The organism is Rhodococcus sp. 05-2254-2 (assembly GCF_002259095.1).
In the GTDB taxonomy this organism is placed as follows: Bacteria; Actinomycetota; Actinomycetes; order Mycobacteriales; family Mycobacteriaceae; genus Rhodococcoides.
The window spans coordinates 35,021-56,073 of sequence record NZ_NOZJ01000003.1 but is presented as its reverse complement, the minus strand read 5'-3'; the positions used below and the strand labels follow the sequence as shown (position 1 = coordinate 56,073).

Genomic DNA, 21,053 nt, shown 5'->3' with positions numbered 1-21,053 from the left:
GTCAACTTACCAGTAATATTCAAGTTGACAGTCACTGTCATGGTGAATCAAGCTATCTGGGCGGTCCGTTGTCCGCACCTTGTACCCATACTCGAAAGCTTCCGATGAACTCACCTCAGACCGACCACATATCCGAGTCCGCGCCGGACGACGAACTCGCGCCGGGCAGCAAACTTCTGATCGGCATTCTCGTCATTGCCGCGTTCGTCATGATCCTCAACGAGACGATCATGAGCGTCGCACTCCCGACCCTGATGGTCGACCTGAGCATCACGGCGACCACCGCGCAGTGGCTCACCACCGGTTTCCTGTTGACGATGGCAGTGGTCATCCCCATCACCGGATTCCTGTTCCAGCGCTTCACGTTGCGCCAGGTATTCGTGGCGGCGATGACTCTGTTCACCGTCGGCACGCTGCTCGCAGCCTCTGCCCCGGGCTTCGAGCTGCTCCTGCTCGGACGCGTCACTCAGGCCAGCGGCACGGCGATCATGTTGCCGCTGCTGATGACCACCGTGCTCACGGTGGTTCCGGCGCACAAGCGCGGCGCGATGATGGGCGTGATCTCCATCGTCATCGCCGTGGCCCCCGCCATCGGTCCGACCATCTCGGGAATCATCCTCGATTCGCTGAACTGGCGTTGGATGTTCTGGCTCGTCCTGCCGATCGCACTCGTCGCGTTCGCCATCGGGACCACTCTGGTGAAGAACGTGACCCAGACCGGTCGGCCGTCGTTCGATCCCCTGTCGGTCGTGTTGTCCGCGTTGGCTTTCGGCGGCATCGTCTACGGCCTGAGCAGCCTCGGACACTCGGCCGAGGAGTCGGTCGTACCGGTGTGGCTACCACTGGTGGTCGGAACGATTGCCCTGGTGGTGTTCGTGCTGCGTCAGGTCGCCCGTCAAGATCAGGGTGGAGCTCTACTGGACATGCGTCCGTTCCGTACCCCCACCTTCAGCGTCGGCCTCGGCATGATCGCGATCTCGATGATGGCCCTGTTCGGCGCTCTGATCCTGCTACCGATGTACCTGCAGAACGTCCGCGGTCTCGACACCCTGGACACCGGCCTGATGCTGCTCCCCGGCGGACTGCTGATGGGCTTGCTCGCGCCGTTCGTCGGGCGCATCTTCGACCGAATCGGACCGCGCCCGTTGGTCATTCCCGGTGCGATGGTGGTGAGCGCCGCGCTGTGGTCGATGACCGTGCTCGACGCGCAGACCGCACTGCCTTTGGTGATCGGCATCCACATGCTGCTCTCGGCGGGGCTCGCGCTGATCATGACGCCGCTCATGACCTCATCGCTGGGATCGCTTCCGACCCAGCTGTACTCGCACGGTAGCGCCATCTTCAACACGGTGCAGCAGTTGGCAGGCGCTGCCGGGACCGCACTGTTCGTCACCGTCATGTCGAACACCGCGGCAGCCCGAATCTCCGACGGCGCAACCGAGGTGGGAGGTTCGGAGGCAGGCATCCACACCGCCTTCCTCTACGGCGGGGCCGTGTCACTGGTGGCGGTAGCAGCGTCGTTCTTCATCCGAGCACCGGCGCGCAGTGATCGCGACGCCGTCGCCCCTGCCCAACCGGTTCACTGAATCACTCGACTTCGATCAGCTTCGCAGCCCCAGCGACGATCTGGTCTTCCGACAGGAGGACCAGATCAGCCGCGGCACCGAGTGGTACGAACGAATTCGCGCTCGACACTCTGCCGATGGCACCGTCGTAACCTCCCTCGACCAGAGCGGTCACGACGCCCTCGCCGACTCCCCCGTCGTGCCGGGTCTCGTCTGCGATCAATACCCGTTCGAATTCCGAGAGCCGGTGCAACAGATCCTCGCTCGGGAGCGGAACGATCCATCGCACATCGACCACCGTCACGCCGATCCCGCGTTCGCGCAACGTGGACGCGGCCCGTCTACTCATCACCACGCCGTTCCCGAACGTGACGATGGCCAGATCGACGCCATCGCCATGCGTTGTGACAGTCCCGAACTCGGCCGGACCTTCGTCGGCGCAGCGGAGCGCCCCGTCACCGTCGAGCAGGTCGGTGCGGTGATACAACGCGATCGGCTCCAGAAAGACACATACCCGACCCTCCTCCACGGCCAGTGCCACACAGGTTCGGAGCAGACCGGCGGCCTCCGCCGCCGAACTCGGGACAGCAACGACGATGCCGGGAATATCACGCAGAACCGCAACCGCGTTGTCGTTGTGAAAGTGCCCACCGAAACCACGCTGATACGCCAGGCCTGCGATACGCACGACCATCCCGTTGGTGAACTGCGAATCGGAGAAGAACTCGAGCGACGCGGCCTCGCCGCGCAACTGATCCTCCGCATTGTGCAGGTACGCCAGATACTGAATTTCGGGTATCGGAACGAACCCGGCGAGCGCAGCACCGAGGGCGGTGCCGAGCACCGTCTGCTCGTCGAGCAGAGTATCGAAAACCCGTGCTGCACCGAACTTCTTGCGTAGACCCTTCGTGACGCCGTAGACGCCGCCCTTGACGGCCACGTCCTCCCCGAACACGAGGACGTCCGGTCGCGCTGCCATGATGTCGGTGAGGGTCCTGTTGATCATGGCGGCGAGCGTCAGATGCGGCCCGCCCGGTGCAGGCCGCAGGCTCTGCTCGGTGGCGGCCACGGCAACGGGTCGCCGTTCGGTCAGCGGAGCCATCACCTCGTCCGCGGTGGCCAGGCGCGACGACGCCCCGGTCCGAAGTGACTCGACCATTGCCTCGGCCTCGGCCATGACGGTCTCGCGCATCGCCTCGTAGCGCACTTCGACGTCGGCTGCCGAGAGCACTCCCGCCCCGATCAGCGTACGTGCAGTGGCGAGCAACGGATCTCGTGCATAGTCGCCGACAATATCTGCGTTGGTGCGATAGGCCAGCTCGGCATCGGAACCGGCGTGGCCCATCAGCCGCACCGTCTCGAGATGGAGGACCACCGGTCGACGGCGAGTCCGCACGGTAGCAACGGCGGCGTCGACGATGTGCATCAATGCATCAGGATCGTGTCCGTCGGCCCGCACGTACTCGATCGAAGGAAATCTGCCGAGCGACTGCGCTATCCACCCTCGCGGCGATCGGGTACTGATGCCGATCCCGTTGTCCTCGCAGACGAACAGGATGGGCATCGGAACGGATTGGTGCGCGCAGTAGGCCGCCGAGTTGAGCGCCCCCACCGTCGTCGAGTGGTTGGCCGAGGCGTCGCCGAAGCTGCACACGACGATGGCGTCCTCGGGCCATGGAGTGCTATGCCGCAGAGCCTTCGCCCGGCCCAGTGCGAACGCCAGACCGACTGCGCGCGGTACCTGCGAGCCGATGGTCGATGTCTGCGGCACGATCCCCAGATCCGGATGCCCGAACACCTTGTGCCGTCCGCCGGACATCGGATCGCCAGTCGAGGCGACCAGACTCGCCAGCACATCCCGGATCGGGGTCGCGTCCGAATACTGTTGTGCGCGTGCCGCGTAGAAACCACCGGATCGGTAGTGCAGCAGCGCCGGGTCGGTGACCGTGGTCGCGGCACCGACGGCTGCGTTGGCCTCGTGCCCGGACGAGCCGATGGTGTAGTAGCCGAAGCCAGCTGATTGCAACCAGCGCGCGGCGAAGTCGAGATGCCGGCTCGCGAGTTGCGCGTCGAAGTACCGGAGCAGTCGGTCCGGATCGGCAACGGCCGAATCTCCGTTCCGAGCCGACCGAACCTGCTTCAGGAAGTACTCGTCGATCGCCTCGGCCACACTCGCACCTTTGTCTCCATCGAGCTGTCTGCGTCGAGCCGAGCTGAGGAATCAGCTCAGGGCGATCATATCCATCGGAGTGCTCAGCAACCGGCCGACGAGGGCCAGGAACTGCGAACCTTGCTGGCCGTCGACGAGGCGGTGATCGAACGAGAGCGACAGTGTCGTCACGGACCGCAATGCGATCTCGCCCTCGTGCTCCCACGGCATGCGGCGGATCGAACCGAAGCACAGGATGGCAGCCTCGCCGGGGTTGAGAATGGGAGTGCCTGCGTCCACTCCGAACACTCCGACGTTGGTGATCGTGATCGTGCCGTCCGCCAGGTCGGCGGGACTGCTCTTGCCCTCCTTGGCCGTTCGCGTCAGCTCAGCCAGTGCGCGGGCGATGTCCACCAGGGACAGTTCGTGCGCATCCTTGATGTTGGGCACCATCAATCCGCGCGGGGTTGCTGCAGCGATGCCGAGGTTGACGTAGTGCTTGGTGACGATCTCCTGAGCAGCCTCGTCCCACGAGGAATTGAGCGAGGGATTCGATTTCAGCGCAACGAGAACCGCCTTGGCGACCAGCGCCAGCGGGGTCAGCCGCACGTCGGCGAAGTGGGCGGAGGACCGTAGCGAGTCCAGCAGTGTCAGGGTGTCGGTGACGTCCACCGTCACGAACTCGGTGACGTGCGGAGCGGTGAATGCACTGCGCACCATCGCATCTGCAGTATGTTTGCGCACCCCCTTGATCGGGGTCCGCTCTTCGCGGCCGACCCGCAGTGGGGTCTGCTCCCCTGCAGTGTCGGCTCCGTGCAGATACGACTCGACATCGTCTCGGGTGACGTCGCCGCGAGCTCCGGTCGGGGGTACCTCGGAAAGGTCGACGGCGTTGTCCTTGGCAATCTTTCGCACCGGCGGTGCAGCCAGCGGTTTGCCGTTCTGCCCGGTCGGTGCTGTAGAGACCGGAGTGGTCCCCCGGCCGCCGCGCCGACTCGATCCTTCCTTCGCCACGCCGTAACCGACGAGAACCGGAACGCGTTCCTCGCTGTCCTCCACCGGACTCGCATCGTCCACATCGGTGCCGGCAACGACGACGTCGGGGTCCTCGGTGTCTCCATCGACTCGGATGTCGATGATCGGGACCCCGACCTCGACGGTGTCACCCTCCGACACATGCAGGGCAGCAACGACGCCCGCGAACGGTGAGGGAAGTTCGACGGCGGCCTTGGCCGTTTCGACCTCGGCGATGTTCTGGTTCAACTCGATCGTGTCGCCGACCGCGACCAGCCAGGTCAGCAAGTCGGCTTCGGTGAGTCCTTCCCCGAGGTCGGGCAACGGAAAGCTCTTGATGGTGGGCATCGTCGAAATCCTGTTCGGTAATTATCGGCGGCGGTCGGTGAGCGCGAGGTCAGTGCGAGCGGCAGCGGTCGACTGCGTCGAGAATCCGGTCGACGTCGGGGAGATAGAACTTCTCCAGCTTCGATGCCGGGTACGGGGTACCGAAGCCGCCGACGCGCAGCACCGGCGCTTCGAGGTTGTAGAAGCAGCGTTCGGAGATTCGAGCGGCGATCTCGGAGCCGAGGCCCATGAACACCGGGGCCTCGTGCGTGACGACCAGCCGTCCGGTCTTGCGTACCGAGGCCTCGATGGTCTCGAAGTCGATGGGTGAGAGCGAACGAAGATCGATGACCTCGATCGACACCCCCTCGAGGGCAGCGACTTCGGCGGCTTTGCGGGCAGTGGCGACGAGCGGTCCGTACGCGATCAAGGTGAGCTCGGTGCCCTCGGTGACCACCCGCGCCCGATGCAGCGGGTACGACGCGTCGGCATCGAGGTCGATCGGGCTCTTCTCCCAGTACCGACGCTTCGGCTCGAAGAACAGGACCGGATCGTCGCTGGCGATGGCCTGCTGAATCATGGAGTAGCCGTCGGCGGCGTTGCTGCACGTGACGACGCGAAGTCCTGCGGTCTGCGCGAAATAGCCTTCGGGAGACTCCGAGTGATGCTCGACGGCACCGATTCCGCCGCCGTAGGGCACCCGAATCGTCATGGGAATCTTGACGTTTCCACTGGTGCGGTAGTGCAGTTTGGCGACCTGCGAGACGATCTGGTCGAACGCCGGATAGATGAAGCCGTCGAACTGGATCTCGCACACGGGGCGGAATCCCCGCATCGCGAGTCCGACTGCGGTGCCGATGATGCCCGACTCCGCCAGCGGCATGTCGAGTACCCGTCCGGGGCCGAAGTCCTTCTGCAGGCCGTCGGTGATGCGGAAGACGCCGCCGAGCTTGCCGATGTCCTCGCCCATCAGCAGGACCTTCGGATCGTTCTCCATCGCTCGCCGCAAACCTGCGTTGATGGCCTTGCCCAACGGAAGACTGGTGGGTCGCTGCGGCGCAACATGTTCCAACGTGGTCATGACATGGCTCCTTCGAATCCGGCTCGGTACGAGGCGAATTGAACGCGCTCGTCGTCCAGGAGGGGGTGGGGATCGGCGTAGACGTTGTCGAACACCGACATCGCTTCCGGCTCGACGGTCTCGAGGCAACCGCGACGAAGCTCGGCAGCGACGTCGTCGGCCGTCCGCTTCACCGAGGCGGCGAACGCGTCGTCGAACACGCCGATTCGCCTCAGTAGCTTCTCGATTCGGTCGATCGGATCCTTGGCGCGCCATTCGTCGTCGGTGGCACCCGAGCGGTATCGCGTCGGATCGTCGGAGGTGGTGTGCGGGCCCATGCGGTAGGTGACGGCCTCGATGAGCGTCGGGCCGCTGCCCTCGCGGGCGCGAGCGAGAGCTGCCCTGGTGACGGCCAGGACGGCGAGAACGTCGTTGCCGTCGACGCGGACCGAGGGAATGCCGTAGCCCTCACCGCGAGCGGCGATCGTTGCCTTGGTCTGCACGGTCACCGGCTCGGAGATCGCCCACTGGTTGTTCTGGCAGAAGAACACCACCGGTGCGTGAAAACTGGCGGCGAAACCGAGCGCCTCGGAGATGTCGCCCTGGCTGGTTGCGCCGTCGCCGAAGTAGGTGATGGCCGCGCCCTCGGCTCCCTCGAGCTGCATGCCGATGGCGTACCCGGTGGCGTGCAATCCCTGCGAGCCGACGATGATCGCGGGCGTAGTCATGCGGTACTCGTACGGGTTCCAGCCGGACAGCGTCGAGCCGCGCCAGAAGCGCAGCATGCGGGTGGGGTCGACGCCTCGGCAGTAGGCGACGCCGTGCTCGCGGTAGCTGGCGAACACGAAGTCCTCGGTGTCGAGCGCTCGAGCCGAACCGACCTGCGCCGCTTCCTGCCCGAGCAGCGGTGCCCACAGCCCCAGTTCGCCCTGTCGCTGCAGCGCGGTCGCCTCGGTGTCGATGCGCCGGACGACCACGAGATCGCGGTACATCTCCATCATCGCGGCCGTGTCGATGTCCGCGACGAGAGGTGAGTAGGTCTCGTTGCGGACCACCGTTCCAGATTCTTTGATCAGCTGTACCAGCGAGGTGGTGTTCATGTTCGTCGCACTCTCCGTCGTGGTGTGATGTCCTTCACAAGAACACCACCGACAGCCAGAGTGCACAAGTGCCGACTTCAGAACTGCGCACGATGCACAATATTGGGTAACGACCGAGCGACAGGAAGTGCGCAATGACCGATTTGGACAAGACCGACGCCCGACTCCTCCTCGCCCTCTGCGCCAAGCCGCGAGCCACCGGCGTCGAACTCGCCACCACCTTGGGGCTGTCCCGCAACACCGTGCAGGCGCGCCTCGGTCGATGGGACGACAAGGGATCGCTCACGCCGATCGATCACCGCATTCCACCGAAATCTCTCGGCCGCCCGCTGCAGGCATTCGTCACAGCTCAGGTCAACCAGCACACCCTGGCTGCGGTCACCGAACACCTGCGCACCATTCCGGAAGTGCTCGAGGTGTTCGGACTGTCCGGCGCTGCGGACATGCACATTCGCATCGCCGCAGTCGACGCCGACGACCTGTATCGCATCGCAGGCCTCATCCTCGATATCCCCGGCGTCGAACGCACCAACATGTCCATCGCGATGAGCGAGTTGATCCAGTACCGCACCAAGCCGTTGCTCGAGCAGCTCGCCGAGGACGGCCGACGCTGAGCAGGCAGACCATCCCCGCGAGATCGATCAGGGCCGCACCGTGCAACATGCACGTTCTCGGCAACGGCGGTTGACCAGCGTGCACGTTCACGGCACTCTTCGACGGACATGTTCCCGGACACCATCCATTTCCGGGTACCGCCGCCTCATCACCGAAAGAGACCGCCTGTGTCCGTCGTTGCCGACCACCCCGCCGCCGCGCCCACCCCGACCGACCACGTGCCGACGGGCGTCTTCGATCGTCCCGACATGCCGCGCGACTCCGCACACGAACGCGTCGTGTTCTGTCAGGATCCCGACACCGGGCTGCGCGCGATCATCGCGGTCCACTCCACCGCGTTGGGACCCGCTCTCGGCGGAACTCGCTTCTACCCCTATGCATCCGAGCAGGATGCGTTGACCGATGTACTACGGCTCTCCCGGGGAATGACATACAAGGCGGCCGTCGCGGGAGTCGATCTCGGTGGCGGTAAAGCGGTGATCATCGGCAACCCCAACGCCATCAAGACCCCGACTCTGCTGGGCGCGTACGGCCGGTTCGTCGAGTCGCTCGGCGGAACGTACGTGACGGCAGGCGATGTGGGCACCAACAGCGACGATCTCGACATCATCGCCGAAGAGACGGCGCACGTCGTCGGCAAGAACACCACCGCAGGCGGCACCGGCGACAGCGGCCCCCAAACCGCGCTCGGAGTCTTTCTCTCCCTCCTGGCCGCAGCCGAATCGACCTGGGGCTCGGACGATCTGACCGGAAAGCGCGTCGGCGTCGAGGGTGCGGGCAAAGTGGGCTACAACCTCGTCGCCCTGCTTCGCGATGCCGGTGCCGAGGTGATCGTCAGCGACTCCTACGCGCCCGCCCTCGATCGCATCGCCCTGGACTTCCCCGGTGTCACCGTCGGATCCGACATCATCGGTGCCGACATCGACGTCTACGCCCCGTGCGCCATGGGTGCCACTCTCGACGCGTCCTCGGTGGCCCGGTTGTCGGCGTCCATCGTGTGCGGCGCGGCGAACAATCAACTCCTCACACCCGATGTCGAAGCCATGCTGGCTGCGCGCGGAATAGTCTGGGTACCCGACTACGTCGCCAACGCCGGTGGCCTGATCCAGGTGGAAGGCGAACTGCGCAGCAAGGATTCGGCCGAGGTGATGGCCACGATCGGCAAGATCCGCGATACCGTCGCCGGCATCTTCGCCATCGCCCGCTTCGAGGGCATCCTGCTGGGAGCCGCGGCCGATCGCCTGGCCGAGGATCGAATCGCCGCCGCGCAGAACTGACCGGCGGCCTGCATACGACGCTCCACCCCCTGCCGTAAATCGGCGATACCCGCGCTCTCGGTCGCGGAGTGGAGCGCTACGTGCAGCGGCTACTGCAGCGCAATGTACTTGGTCTCGAGGTACTCCTCGATGCCCTCCGAACCACCCTCGCGTCCGAAGCCCGATTCCTTGACGCCACCGAACGGGGCTGCGGCGTCGGAGATCGCACCGCGATTGACGCCGACCATGCCGGTGTCCAGAGCCGCCGACACCCGCAGGGCGCGGTCGAGGCTCTCGGTGTAGAAGTACGCCACCAAGCCGTACCTGGTGTCGTTGGCCGCGGCCACGGCCTCGTCCTCGGTGTCGAATCCGACGATCGCTGCGACCGGGCCGAAGATCTCGTCCTGCAACAGATTCGCATCGGCAGGAATCGAGTCGAGGACCGTGGGCGAGTAGAAGAAGCCGGGTCCCTCGGGCGTCGTGCCCCCGGTGCGCACCCGGGCACCCTTGGCCACGGCGTCGTCGACCAACGCGGTCACCGTCCTGCGCTGCTTGTCGTTGATCAGTGGGCCGATGTCGGTGCCCTCTCGATCACCAGGGCCGACCGTCAATGCCTCGATGCGTGCCGTCAACTTCGCGGTGAATTCCTCACGCACGGAGTTCGCGACGTACAGCCGATTCGCTGCCGTGCAGGCCTCGCCGCCGTTGCGCATCTTGGCCAGCATCGCCCCGTCGACAGCGGCGTCGATGTCGGCGTCGTCGAACACGATGAACGGCGCATTGCCGCCGAGCTCCATCGACGTCCGTAGCAGTCGGTCGGCTGCGTTGCGCACCAACAGCTTTCCCACTCCGGTCGATCCGGTGAACGTGACCTTCCTCAGTCTCGGGTCGTCCATCAACGGCCCGGTGACGGAGGCGGCGTCGGAGGTGGGAAGTATCGACAGCACACCGCTGGGCAACCCCGCGTCGGCGAACACCTGTCCGAGCAGAAGCATCGTCAACGGGGTGTCCTCGGCCGGTTTGACGATGACGGTGCAGCCGGCCGCGAGTGCCGGGCCGATCTTGCGTGTGCCCATGGCCAACGGAAAGTTCCACGGGGTAATCGCCAGGACCGGCCCGACGGGCGACTTGCTGACCAGGATCGAGCCGTTGCCCGCAGGGGCGGGGGTGAACCGGCCGCCGATTCGGACGGCCTCCTCGCTGAACCAGCGTAGGAATTCGCTGCCGTACTTCACCTCACCGTGGCTCTCCGCCAACGACTTTCCCATTTCGAGTGTCATCAGCAGAGCGAAGTCGGCAGCACGCTCCTGCAGCAGATCGAAGGCGCGCCGCAGAATCTCGGCTCGCTCGCGGGCCGGCGTCGCTGCCCACGCTCCCTGAGCCGCAACCGCGAGATCGAGCGCGGCGATGCCGTCGGCCGCGGTGGCGTCGGCAACTGTGGTCAGCTCGTCGCCGGTTGCCGGGTTCAGCACGGCGAATCGTGCGCCCGACGCAGAGGTCGACTGCACACCACCGAGCCAGAGATCGGTGGGCAGCGAGGAGATCAGATCGTGAGCATCCATCAGTTCCCCTGCGCCACAGTGCGAATCGAGTCTTCGAGCACGGTCAAAGCATCATCGAGCAACTCGTCGGAGATCACCAGGGGCGGCAGCAACCGGATGACGTTGCCGTAGGTGCCGCACGTCAGCACGATCACTCCGGCCTCGAGTGCCGCCGCCGCAACGGCTTTGGTGGCCTCCGGGTTGGGCTCACGCCCACCCGGGACGACGAGCTCGAGCGCAAGCATGGCTCCGCGGCCGCGCACCTCACCGATGATGCCGACCTCGGACGCCAACGCACTCAGTCGCTCGAACACGATGCGTTCGATGTCGCGCGCTCGGTCATTGAGCTCGAGTGTCTCCATCTGCTCGATGGACGCCAGGGCCGCGGCGCAGGCGACGGGGTTACCGCCGTACGTGCCACCGAGCCCACCGGGGTGCACGGCATCGATCAGGTCGGCACGGCCGGTGACCGCGGCCAGCGGCATCCCGCCCGCGATGCCCTTCGCCATCGTGATCAGATCCGGTACGACGCCCTCGTGCTCGCTGGCGAACCAGGCCCCGGTCCGAGTGAAGCCGGACTGCACCTCGTCGGCGATGAACACGACGCCGTTCTCACGTGCCCAATCCGCCAGTGCAGGCAGAAATCCTTCTGCGGGCACGATGAAGCCGCCCTCACCCTGAATCGGCTCGATCAGGATGGCCGCGAGATTGCCTGCACCGATTTGCTTGTCGATGACGGAGATCGCTCGCGCCGCAGCCTCGGCACCGGTGAGCGCAGAACCGTCGACGTTCAGACCTTCGCGGAACGGATACGACATCGGCGCTCGATAGACCTCGGGAGCGAACGGCCCGAATCCGCTCTTGTACGGCATCGACTTCGACGTCAGTGCCATCGTCAGGTTGGTGCGGCCGTGGTACGCGTGGTCGAACACGACGACAGCGGACCGCCCGGTGGCGTGACGTGCGATCTTCACGGCGTTCTCGACGGCCTCGGCACCACTGTTGAACAGGACGCTGCGCTTGTCGTGATCGCCCGGGGTCAACTCGGCCAGCTTCTCGGCGACCTCGATGTAGCCCTCGTAGGGCGCAACCATGAAGCACGTGTGGGTGAAGTGTGCGACCTGATCCTGCACGGCGGCAACAACTGCCGGGTTCGAGGCACCCACGGTGGTCACGGCGATTCCGGCCCCGAGGTCGATCAGCGAGTTTCCGTCCACGTCGACCACGACGCCACCGTCCGCGTCGGCCACGTACACCGGCAGCGTCGACGCCACGCCTGCACCGACGACGGCCTTGCGGCGCTGCGCCAACGCCGCCGACTTCGGCCCGGGGAAGGCGGTGACGATCTTGCGCTCCTGCGGAAGTCGGTACTCGATCGAGGCCATGGGTCGCACCTTTCGTGTGGGCTTGTCGTGCAAGTATGCGACTCGACGAGCGCGACGGCCGGACGCCATTTCGTACACCTCGACGGCACATTGCACTCCATTTCGGCAGTTCTGCCGCTACAGTTTCACCGGTGAGCGTGCAGATGTCCTGGCTGTTGAGGCAGCAACACCTTCGCCTGAGTCACCGCGGCGGACCGGAGCGCAGCGCTGCTCCCATCACCTTCGCGCAGGCGACCGAACTCATCGATCCCAGTCCGTGGCTGTCGGGCGGTGAACTGATTCTCACGACCGGACTCGGCTTCGACGCCGACGGCCCGGCCCTCGGTACCTACGTCCGGACCTTGGCAGCCGCGGGTGTCGCCTGTCTCGGATTCGGAGTCGGGTTGTCCCACAGCACTATTCCCCGTCACATTCTCGACACCGCCGAGGATGTCGGGCTTCCCGTCGTGGAGGTTCCCTACGACATCCCGTTCGCCGCCGTCATCAGAGCGGTCATGAAACGCATAGCCGAGCAGGAATACGAGCAGGTTCTGCGTGCGGCGTCGGTCCAGACCCGCATCACCAGGGCAGCACTGCACGGCGGCGTCGACGCGATCGTTCGCGAACTGGCCGTCGCCACGTCCACGTCGGTGGCGCTGATCGGCAATCGCACCGAATCGTTCCATCCCGCCGCCGCGGCGGATCTCGTCGAACGCGCCCGCGACGTGGCCCGCAGCATTCGCCCGTCGTCGGCACCGGCCACGGTGTCGGTCAGCGAACCGGGGTGCACCGTCACTCTGCATTCGGTCGCCATCTCCGGCGGGGCGTCGAGCTTTCTCGCCATCCGCACCGCAGGCCCGGTGACGGGCGTCGAGCAGATCCTGCTCGGGCACGCGGTGTCGCTGGTGACCCTCGAACTCGAGAAGCCCACGCGGCTGCGCGCCGAGCAGTCGCGACTCAACACGCTCGCGCTCGGATTGTTGCTGGACGGCCATCTGCCCTCCCCGGACGGCAGCGCGCTACCGAGCTATCTCGTCGACGCCGCCGACGACGACTCTCGCATCAGGGTCGCAGTTGTCCGCGGACCGTCCGAGCGCATCGTCGAGGCGATCGATGCCGAGTGCCGAGCCAGGGCGCGGCCTACGTTCACTCGGCAGACCGACACCGGTGTGGTGGTGTTGTTCCGCGGTAGCGACGACTCCGATGTGGTTGCCCGACTGATGGATTCACTGCCGAGGTCGGTGCGCGTCGGGCTCAGTTCCAGCCACCCCATCACCGAGACTCCCCTCGCTCTGAAGCAGGCTTCGCTCGCCTGCGCAGCGGCCGGCTCGGGCGATCGGATCGTCGAATTCACCGGATCGATGCTGTTGGCCTCCGAACCGGTACAGGAATCGTTGCGTGCGATGGCCGCCGTGACCATTGCAGTGCTGTCCGAGTACGACCGCACCACACACCGCCGATCTGGTGGGATCGCTTCGGGCTTTCCTCGAAGCGAACGGGCATTGGGAGACCGCTGCGGCGAACCTGTCCGTTCATCGCCACACGCTGCGAAACCGGATCACCCGATGCGAAGAATTACTGTCGGTCGATCTGACGTCGGCGCGGGTGCGGGCGGAATTGTTGCTTTCACTGCTTGCCGCGACATCGTGAACATCGTCAATCGTGTCAGTATTTCTCGATGAGCACGCCGCAGCCCCACATCGCCGTCGCCACTGCGAAATCGGTTCGACTCGGAGTACTGCTGGCGGCAGTCGGTGGATTCCTCGACGCGTACACCTACATCACCCGCGGTGGCGTGTTCGCCGGCGCGCAGACCGGCAATGTCGTGTTGCTCGGCGTCGATGTCGCCGCCGGTCGGTGGGTCGAGGCTCTGGCTTTCCTACCCCCGTTGGCGGCCTTCGTCCTGGGCGTCGCGACCGCAGAATTCATCGCGCTGCCCGCGGTTGCGAGGATCGTGCGACGACCGGTGCGGGCGGTGCTGGTGTTCGAGATCCTCGTGGTCCTCGTCGTCGGATTTCTGCCGGCCACCGTCCCCGACGCCGTGGTCTCGGTGATCCTCGCTCACGTCGCCGGAGTGCAGGTGACCACCTTTCGTGTGCTGGTGGATTCACCGTTCAACACCACGATGACGACCGGCAATCTCCGCAGCATGGCGATGGCGGCATTCCACCGGGTGGTCCAACACGATCTCGAGGCCGGCATCCGCGCCCGACGGTTCGGCGCGGTGATCTCCGGATTCTTCGGTGGGGCGCTGCTCGGCGCAGTCGCGGTCGAGCTGTTCGGGCTACGGGCGATCTGGGTCGTAGCCGTGATGCTGACCGTCGCTCTGGCACTGTTCGTGTTCGACGAGCGCACACCCAGGTCGTTGTCTCCGAAAGGTCAGTCGCCCAACCGAAGCGGAGCGATCGACTCGAACACATCGCCCGGCCCCGGATTGCCGTCTGCCGACGAACCGCCCAAGTGATGCACGACGCCCCACACCGCGTTGAGTGCGGTGTGAATGGCTCCCTCGGCCCACCCTGCCGTCCACGAGATGTCGTCGCCGGCGAGAAAGATCCCCCGGTGCCGAGGTTCGAGGTCGTGCTGCACGAAATGGGTGAACAGTCTTTCCTGGTATCGGTAGTGCCCCGGCAGATTCGCCTTGAATGCGCCCATGAAATCGCGTTCGGTTTCCCAGGACAGAGTCACCGGGGTGGAGATGATGTGACTGCGGAAGTCGACACCGGGATAGATCTCCTCCAGCGATCGCAGCATGATGTTCATGCGCTCGGTCGGGTCCAAGGCCAGCAGCTTGAGCGAGTCGTCGGACCACGTGTAGGACAGGCAGATCAGCCCGGGCTTGCCCTCACCCTGGTCGAGTAGGTACGTGCCGCGACTCATTCGATCGGTCAGCGTCATGCTCACCAGATCGCGGCCGGTGACCGGATCCTTGTCCTTCCAGAACGGACGATCGACGAGTGCGAACACCTTGGTCGAGCCCATGTAGTGGGTACGTTCGATGGCGGTCCAGTGGTCGATGGGAAACAGATCGTCGTCGCATCTGATGTTGCTCAGCAGCATCCAGCTCTGGGCGGTCACGACGGCGGCGGCGTAGGTGCGGATGTTGCCACGATCGTCGTGGATCGTGGTGCCGCCGTCGGTGCGCCTGATCTCGGTGACGCGCGACATCGTGGTGCCGCCGTTCAGTGACGCCACCGACGTGCCTGCGGGCCAGTGCGCCATGTTCGCCGGCGAGTCGGTCCACAACCGCATCGGGAGTTGCTGTGAGCCGCCGACGATTCCGCGATGGTGATCGTCCGCTGCCGTGATGACGACGCGAAGGATCTCGAGGATCGAGTTGGGATAGTCGGTGTCCCATCCGCCCGTTCCGAAACCGACCTGGCCGAACAACTCTCGCATCCGAAACGACGAGAAGTGCTCGGACGCAGCGAGGAAACCGTAGAAGGTCTGATCGTCGAACTTCACGATCAGCTCGTTCCAGATCCGCTTGATCTCGGCCACGTCCCGCCTGCGGATGGCGCGCTGCAGCGGAATCAACTCGGCGTGCTCCTCGAGCGTCCTGTTCCACGCGTCGGCGACCTCGGCGAAGATCGGCGGGAGATCGTCGAGCTTGCGTGCGTAGTGGCTCTCACCCTTGAGGTCGATCACCGTACTGGGGGTCACCTCGGCCAGCGGGTTCGGAAACGGCGTCGTCTCGAGCCCGACGGCGTCGAGGTAGTGGAACAGCGCGGTCGACGACGGCGGAAAACGCATCGCGCCCATCTCTGCCACCACACCGGGATGCCCGTCGAACGGTACCGAGCGCATCCGGCCGCCGATCCGATCCGATTCGTACACAACGGGTTCCATGCCGATCTTCAGCAATTCGTGGGCGACGACCATACCGGCGAGTCCGCCGCCGATCACGGCGACCCGGGTACCGAGGGCCGCGTCGGGAATGCTCCCCAGGCCGGCCGGATGCGCGAGGTAATCGTCGTACGCGAACGGGAAGTCCGGGCCGAACATCGTGAGCGGCTGGTCGTCCTCGGATGCGATTGCGCTGTCCGGGGTGACGGGTGTGGTCATCGGTCGGTCTCCTGCTCGGCCCGTGAGGGTCCTGTCGGGTAGAGGTCGGTGCGGCGGTCGGCCAGATGGGTGTTGACCGCACGCGATCGAGCGAGCTCGGCCGGATCCAGCTCGAAGGTCAGCAGTTCTTCGTGTTCACCGGCTCGCGCGAGGTCGTTGCCGGCCGGCCCGACGGCACAGGTCAGCCCGCAATATCTCAGGCTCGCCTCGGTGCCGCAGCGATTGACGTAGGTGATGAACAGTTGGCTCTCGTACGCCCGCGTGGGAACGACGTGAGTGGCGATGATCTCGAACGGGGTCATCAGACCGGTGGGAACGATCAACCATTCGGTGCCGGCATCGGCGTGCGCGCGAACGGCTTCGGGAAATTCGACGTCGTAGCAGGTGAGTACACCGCACCGCAGCCCGCCGAAGTCGAACTGCACCACCAGGTCCGGCCCCGGGGTGAAGTGGGTGCGATCGAGGGCCCCGAACAGGTGCGTCTTGCGATAACGCGCAACCGATTGTCCGGATGCGTCGACCACCTGCACCGCGTTGAACACGGCCTCGCCCCCGTGATTCGAATGACCGAGTTCGGGGTATCCGTACACGATCGCGACACCGTGTGTTCGCGCGATCGAGGCGATGCGCTCGAAGATCGAACCGTCGAACGTTTCGGCTCGTTCGCGCACGAGATCACCGATGTCGTAGCCGCTCACCGACATTTCCGGGGTCACCAGCATCGACGCGCCTGCTTCGGCTGCGCTGCGCGCCGCGGCATCGATCGCCGACAGGTTGGCCTCGACGTCGGCGGAGAACTCCGGCCCTTGGAACAGCGACACGATGACCGTCATGGGCGAAACTCCGGTTTCCTGTTGTGCAACTCTTCTGGCAGCGCAGGTGCCAGCACCCACAGGACCCGGGCACCACCACTGCTGTCGCTGCGAAAACTGTGCGGGCGTCGCGGCGAGAACGTGAACGCATCGCCCGGTCCGAGCAGCACGTCGTCACCGCCGAAGGCACCGCCTGGATCTTCCTCGAAGGTCACTCGAACCTCGCCGGACAGCACGTGTACGAACGTGACGTCCAACGGCAGGGTGTACGCCTCCGCGCCACTGCCGCCACCTTCCTCGATCTCCCCCAGCAGTACCTGGACCCGCCGCTCCCCGACCGGGGTCAACAGATACTCCGCCATCGCCGTTCCCCCGAACATGATGCGCGGCAACGATTGCGCGCGCACCACTTCACCGGCGGGGGCGTCGTCGAACAAAGAGCCGACCGGAACGTCGAGCGCAGCACAGACCCGAACCAACGACGCGACCGATGCGTTCACCTGATCGCGCTCGAGCTTGGACAGGTACCCCTTGGTCACCCCGCAGGTATCGGCGAGTGCGTCGAGAGTCAGCCGCTTCTTCTTGCGTGCTTCCTTCAGTCGCGCGCCGATACGTGGCGCGTCGTTCTCGACCGAAGCAGCAATCGACACCGTCATCGCCTCTCAGGAAACTCGTGTTGACAAGATCGTGCATCAGAGTAACGCTTGCCGGGCGAACTGGTCGACTCCACTGTCGCCGGACTCCTTAGAATTCGGAAGGAATTCTCGATGAACCCGAGCAGTCCCGAGCACCCACCGATAGGTCCGGTCGACGCGACCAAGGTCCCCCGCTACGCCGAGCCCACCACGTTCGCTCGGCTCCCGCGCCTCGACGAGGTGTCCCGAGCCGACGTGACCATCCTCGGCGTTCCGTTCGATTCCGGCGTGAGTTACCGTCCGGGCGCACGTTTCGGTCCCGGGCACATCCGTGCTGCCTCGAAACTGTTGCGGCCCTACAACCCTGCCCTCGAGGTCTCGCCGTTCGCCCGCCAGCAAGTTGCGGACTTCGGCGATATCGGAGTCAATCCGTTCGACATCACCGAGGCGCTCACCACGGTGCACGACGCGGTGACCGACCTGCGCGCCGACGGCTCCTCGGTTCTGACCCTCGGCGGCGATCACACCATCGCACTGCCGATCCTGCGCTCGCTCGCACGCGACCACGGACCGATTGCAGTGCTGCACTTCGACGCTCACCTCGACACGTGGGACACGTACTTCGGTGCGCCCTACACCCATGGAACCCCGTTTCGACGAGCCAGTGAGGAAGGCCTGATCGACCTCGAACGCTCGCAGCACATCGGTATTCGCGGCCCGCTCTACAGCGAGCAGGACCTCGAGGACGATCGCGTTCTCGGCTTCCAGGTGATTCGTTCCGACGATTACGAGGTCGACGGTGTCGCCAGCATCGTCGAACGGATGCGCAGACGTCTGGACGGCGGCCCGGTCTACGTCTCGGTCGACATCGACGTTCTCGACCCCGCACATGCGCCCGGCACCGGCACTCCTGAAGCCGGCGGCATGACCTCCCGAGAGTTGCTCAACACTCTGCGCGGACTCGTCGGCCTGAACGTGGTCGGTGCCGACATCGTCGAGGTCGCGCCGGCCTACGACCACGCCGAGATCACCGGAATCGCTGCGGCTCATGTTGCCTACGAGCTGTTGTCGGTTCTCGCTCTCAACCGATAGGACGTCACCGCCGCGGCAACACCAGGATCGGCACCGGCGAATGACGGATGATCTTCGTCGCCCGGGAACCGAGAAACACCCGAGCGATGGGTCCCAGTGGCCCGGACGATCCGATGGTCAGTACTTCGCCGTCCTGCCAGTGCAATTCGTCGAGGGCTTCGCGCCAACTGCCGGCCGAGGCCAACTCGGTCGTCACCCGATCGACCGGGAGTCCCACCGCAACCGCGTCGTCCACTGCTGCGGTGAGCGCCTCGCTGAGCCCCCGGGACAGCTCGGCGGCGACGTCGTCCTCGGCTCGCAGCCCGATTTCGGGCGGGTACATCGTCGCACCGCGGACCACGAACGACGCCAGACGAAGCGGAACGCCCGCTTCGCTGGCCAGTTCGGCGGTGGGTCCCACCACGCGCGAGGCCTCGCTGTCACCGGAGAACGCGCACGTGATCCGTGTCAGAGTCGCGCGCTCGCGCACGCGATAGCCGCGCGGGGCCAGCGCCACCGTCACCGGCGACGAGTGCAGCAGTTTGTCGGCGGTCGACCCGACGACGACCTGCCCGAGTGCGCCGTCGCCCGAGGAGCCGAGAACCAGAACCGCGGCCCCGAGACTGTCCGCCGCATCGGTCAACGCCGTCGACACCGAGCGGTGCGCGAGGCGGTGGAACGACGCGGCGATGTCGGGCGCTTTCTCCTGCAGATAGTGCCGCGCCTTCGCCTCGGATTCGGCTGCCGTTGCCGCCGCCCAATCCGCGAACTCGGCATCGACGCGGGCCATCGACGGCGTCGACCACGGCTTGGGAACCACCGTCGCCACGTCGATGTCGGAACCGGTCGACCGAGCGAGTTGGGCACCGAGATCGAGGGCACCGACGCTTCCCTTCCCCGGCGCGAACGCGATCAGCACGCTCATCGCGCGTCCTGCCCTGCACCACGCAATGCCGAATGGTGCCGACCCCAGAAGTAGTAGAACGCCAACACGACCGCGAGCCAGAGCCCGAACCAGAACCACGTGGTCCAGTGCAGCCCGGACAGGATGTACAGGCACGCGAGGACCGACAGCACCGGAGTCACCGGGTATCCCGGAACCTTGAACGGCCGCTCGAGATCGGGCATCGAGCGGCGCAGCACGATCACTCCGATGGACACGACGATGAATGCGACGAGGGTGCCGATCGACACCAGGTCCGCCAGCTTGTCGAGCGGAATGAACGCGGCGAGGATCGAGATCACGACGGCGACGACGATCGTGTTGTTGACCGGGGTGTGTGTACGGGGACTGACCTTGGCGAAAGCTTTGGGCAACATGCCGTCTCGGCCCATGGCGAACAGGATGCGAGTCTGCCCGTACATCGTCACCAGGGTCACCGAGAAGATGGAGATCACCGCACCTGCAGCCAGAATCGTTGCCGGCCAGGCTTGCCCGGTCACGTTACGCAGGATCTCCGCGAGCCCGGCTTCCTCTTGGCCGGCGAAGTCGGTCCAGGGCTGAGTGCCAAGGGCGGCCACGGCGACGACGAGATAGAAGACGATGACGACGATCAGCGCCGCAATGATGGCCCGCGGCATGGTCTTCTGCGGATCCTTCACCTCGTCGCCCGCGGTGGACACCGCGTCGAGTCCGATGAACGAGAAGAAGATCGTGCCTGCGGCCGCGGTCACACCAGCTGCGCCCAGGGGCATGAAGTCGGAGAAGTTTCCGGAGTCGAAGGCGGTGAATCCTACGATCGCGAACAGAGCCAGCACGCCGAGTTTGATGACGACCATGACTGCGTTGACGGCCGCCGACTCGCTCGCACCGCGAATGAGCAGAACGGCGCACAGCACGATCAGCACGACCGCAGGCAGATTCATGATGCCGGGATCGGCGTCACCCGGGGCAGCGGACAGCGCGTGCGGGATGGTGAAGCCGAAGAGATTGTTCAACAACTCGTTGAGGTACCCGCTCCACCCGACGGCGACGGCAGCGCTGGACACTCCGTACTCGAGCAACAGGCAGGCGGCGACGCCCATCGCGACCACCTCGCCCATCGTCACGTACGCGTAGGAGTAGGTCGAGCCCGAAACCGGTACCGCCGATGCCATTTCGGCGTAACAGATGGCTGCGAGGCCTGCCGCGATACCCGCGGCCAGGAACGAGAGCACCACTGCAGGACCGGCTTCGGGAACCGCGAGCGACAGGACGAAGAAGATGCCGGTACCGATGGTGGCACCGACGCCGAACATCGTCAGCTGAAACGTGCCGATGGTGCGTTCCAACCCGCCACTGCTCTGCTGGTCCGGATCCACGATCGGCTTCTTGCGAAGCAGTTGCGATCGCAGACTCGATGCAGGTCTGTTCGACGAGGTCATGTGGGCGACTCCCAACGTGGAGAGAAACTCTCGAATCAATCGGTTCGGCTGATTCTGCTCCCCGATCGAGTGATTCGCACACCGAACCGGCTCGCTCGTCTCCGCGAGTTCTCGA

The 21,053-nt window shown here is 65.4% G+C and carries 17 protein-coding genes; 6 read left to right on the top strand and 11 right to left on the bottom strand.

Going from position 1 to position 21,053, the window contains the following annotated elements; translation table 11 throughout:
* The first annotated feature begins 104 nt into the window (after window positions 1–104).
* Window positions 105–1,586, top strand: coding sequence for an MDR family MFS transporter (locus CH283_RS04990; RefSeq protein ID WP_094639063.1), 1,482 nt, complete (start codon window positions 105–107; stop codon window positions 1,584–1,586).
* 1 nt (window position 1,587) lies between these two features.
* Here CH283_RS04990 and CH283_RS04985 read toward each other — a convergent pair whose 3' ends face one another.
* The 4 genes from CH283_RS04985 to pdhA are packed head-to-tail and all read right to left on the bottom strand — an operon-like array spanning window position 1,588 to window position 7,215.
* Window positions 1,588–3,735 carry a thiamine pyrophosphate-dependent enzyme gene (locus CH283_RS04985; protein ID WP_094639062.1) on the bottom strand — a complete coding sequence of 716 codons (2,148 nt, stop codon included), beginning with the start codon at window positions 3,733–3,735 and terminating at the stop codon, window positions 1,588–1,590.
* A gap of 51 nt (window positions 3,736–3,786) precedes the next feature.
* Window positions 3,787–5,076 (bottom strand): dihydrolipoamide acetyltransferase family protein, encoded by a 1,290-nt coding sequence (locus tag CH283_RS04980; protein ID WP_094639061.1) that lies wholly within the window; start codon window positions 5,074–5,076, stop codon window positions 3,787–3,789.
* Between the two features lie 49 nt (window positions 5,077–5,125).
* Window positions 5,126–6,136: an alpha-ketoacid dehydrogenase subunit beta gene (locus tag CH283_RS04975; protein ID WP_068050390.1), complete on the bottom strand. Its 1,011-nt coding sequence runs from the start codon at window positions 6,134–6,136 to the stop codon at window positions 5,126–5,128.
* On the bottom strand, window positions 6,133–7,215 hold the full coding sequence (gene pdhA / locus CH283_RS04970; protein ID WP_068050389.1) for a pyruvate dehydrogenase (acetyl-transferring) E1 component subunit alpha: 1,083 nt from the start codon (window positions 7,213–7,215) through the stop codon (window positions 6,133–6,135). The genes CH283_RS04975 and pdhA overlap by 4 nt, the downstream gene beginning before the upstream one ends.
* Window positions 7,216–7,349: 134 nt before the next feature.
* Here pdhA and CH283_RS04965 point away from each other — a divergent pair, with 134 nt between their 5' ends.
* Entirely contained in the window at window positions 7,350–7,829 is a 480-nt protein-coding gene (locus CH283_RS04965; RefSeq protein ID WP_068050387.1) for an Lrp/AsnC family transcriptional regulator, read from the top strand.
* Between the two features lie 249 nt (window positions 7,830–8,078).
* Entirely contained in the window at window positions 8,079–9,107 is a 1,029-nt protein-coding gene (locus CH283_RS04960; RefSeq protein ID WP_255183104.1) for a Glu/Leu/Phe/Val family dehydrogenase, read from the top strand.
* 89 nt (window positions 9,108–9,196) lie between these two features.
* Here CH283_RS04960 and CH283_RS04955 read toward each other — a convergent pair whose 3' ends face one another.
* Together CH283_RS04955 and gabT are read right to left on the bottom strand one after the other, a co-directional pair.
* Window positions 9,197–10,648, bottom strand: coding sequence for an NAD-dependent succinate-semialdehyde dehydrogenase (locus tag CH283_RS04955; protein ID WP_176460349.1), 1,452 nt, complete (start codon window positions 10,646–10,648; stop codon window positions 9,197–9,199).
* Window positions 10,648–12,012: a 4-aminobutyrate--2-oxoglutarate transaminase gene (gabT, locus tag CH283_RS04950; RefSeq protein ID WP_094639172.1), complete on the bottom strand. Its 1,365-nt coding sequence runs from the start codon at window positions 12,010–12,012 to the stop codon at window positions 10,648–10,650. Before gabT ends, CH283_RS04955 begins: the two co-directional genes overlap by 1 nt.
* Window positions 12,013–12,143: 131 nt before the next feature.
* Between gabT and CH283_RS04945 the strand changes: the two genes are divergently transcribed.
* Both CH283_RS04945 and CH283_RS04940 read left to right on the top strand, forming a co-directional pair.
* Window positions 12,144–13,673 carry a PucR family transcriptional regulator ligand-binding domain-containing protein gene (locus CH283_RS04945; RefSeq protein ID WP_441344167.1) on the top strand — a complete coding sequence of 510 codons (1,530 nt, stop codon included), beginning with the start codon at window positions 12,144–12,146 and terminating at the stop codon, window positions 13,671–13,673.
* A complete protein-coding gene (locus CH283_RS04940; protein ID WP_094639058.1) occupies window positions 13,670–14,455 on the top strand; it encodes a YoaK family protein in 786 nt (261 codons plus the stop codon). The genes CH283_RS04945 and CH283_RS04940 overlap by 4 nt, the downstream gene beginning before the upstream one ends.
* Here the strand turns inward: CH283_RS04940 and CH283_RS04935 are convergent.
* The 3 genes from CH283_RS04935 to CH283_RS04925 are packed head-to-tail and all read right to left on the bottom strand — an operon-like array spanning window position 14,371 to window position 17,524.
* Entirely contained in the window at window positions 14,371–16,056 is a 1,686-nt protein-coding gene (locus tag CH283_RS04935; RefSeq protein ID WP_094639057.1) for a flavin monoamine oxidase family protein, read from the bottom strand. The genes CH283_RS04940 and CH283_RS04935 overlap by 85 nt on opposite strands.
* Window positions 16,053–16,889, bottom strand: coding sequence for a carbon-nitrogen hydrolase family protein (locus CH283_RS04930; protein WP_068050378.1), 837 nt, complete (start codon window positions 16,887–16,889; stop codon window positions 16,053–16,055). The genes CH283_RS04935 and CH283_RS04930 overlap by 4 nt, the downstream gene beginning before the upstream one ends.
* A complete protein-coding gene (locus tag CH283_RS04925; protein ID WP_068050376.1) occupies window positions 16,886–17,524 on the bottom strand; it encodes a helix-turn-helix domain-containing protein in 639 nt (212 codons plus the stop codon). Before CH283_RS04925 ends, CH283_RS04930 begins: the two co-directional genes overlap by 4 nt.
* A 111-nt stretch (window positions 17,525–17,635) precedes the next feature.
* Here CH283_RS04925 and speB point away from each other — a divergent pair, with 111 nt between their 5' ends.
* On the top strand, window positions 17,636–18,595 hold the full coding sequence (speB, locus tag CH283_RS04920; protein ID WP_068050394.1) for an agmatinase: 960 nt from the start codon (window positions 17,636–17,638) through the stop codon (window positions 18,593–18,595).
* Between the two features lie 4 nt (window positions 18,596–18,599).
* Here the strand turns inward: speB and CH283_RS04915 are convergent, their stop codons facing one another.
* Together CH283_RS04915 and CH283_RS04910 are read right to left on the bottom strand one after the other, a co-directional pair.
* Window positions 18,600–19,499, bottom strand: a complete 900-nt coding sequence (locus CH283_RS04915; protein WP_094639056.1) for a universal stress protein — start codon at window positions 19,497–19,499, stop codon at window positions 18,600–18,602.
* On the bottom strand, window positions 19,496–20,938 hold the full coding sequence (locus CH283_RS04910; RefSeq protein WP_068050370.1) for an amino acid permease: 1,443 nt from the start codon (window positions 20,936–20,938) through the stop codon (window positions 19,496–19,498). Before CH283_RS04910 ends, CH283_RS04915 begins: the two co-directional genes overlap by 4 nt.
* Between the last annotated feature and the right edge of the window lie 115 nt (window positions 20,939–21,053).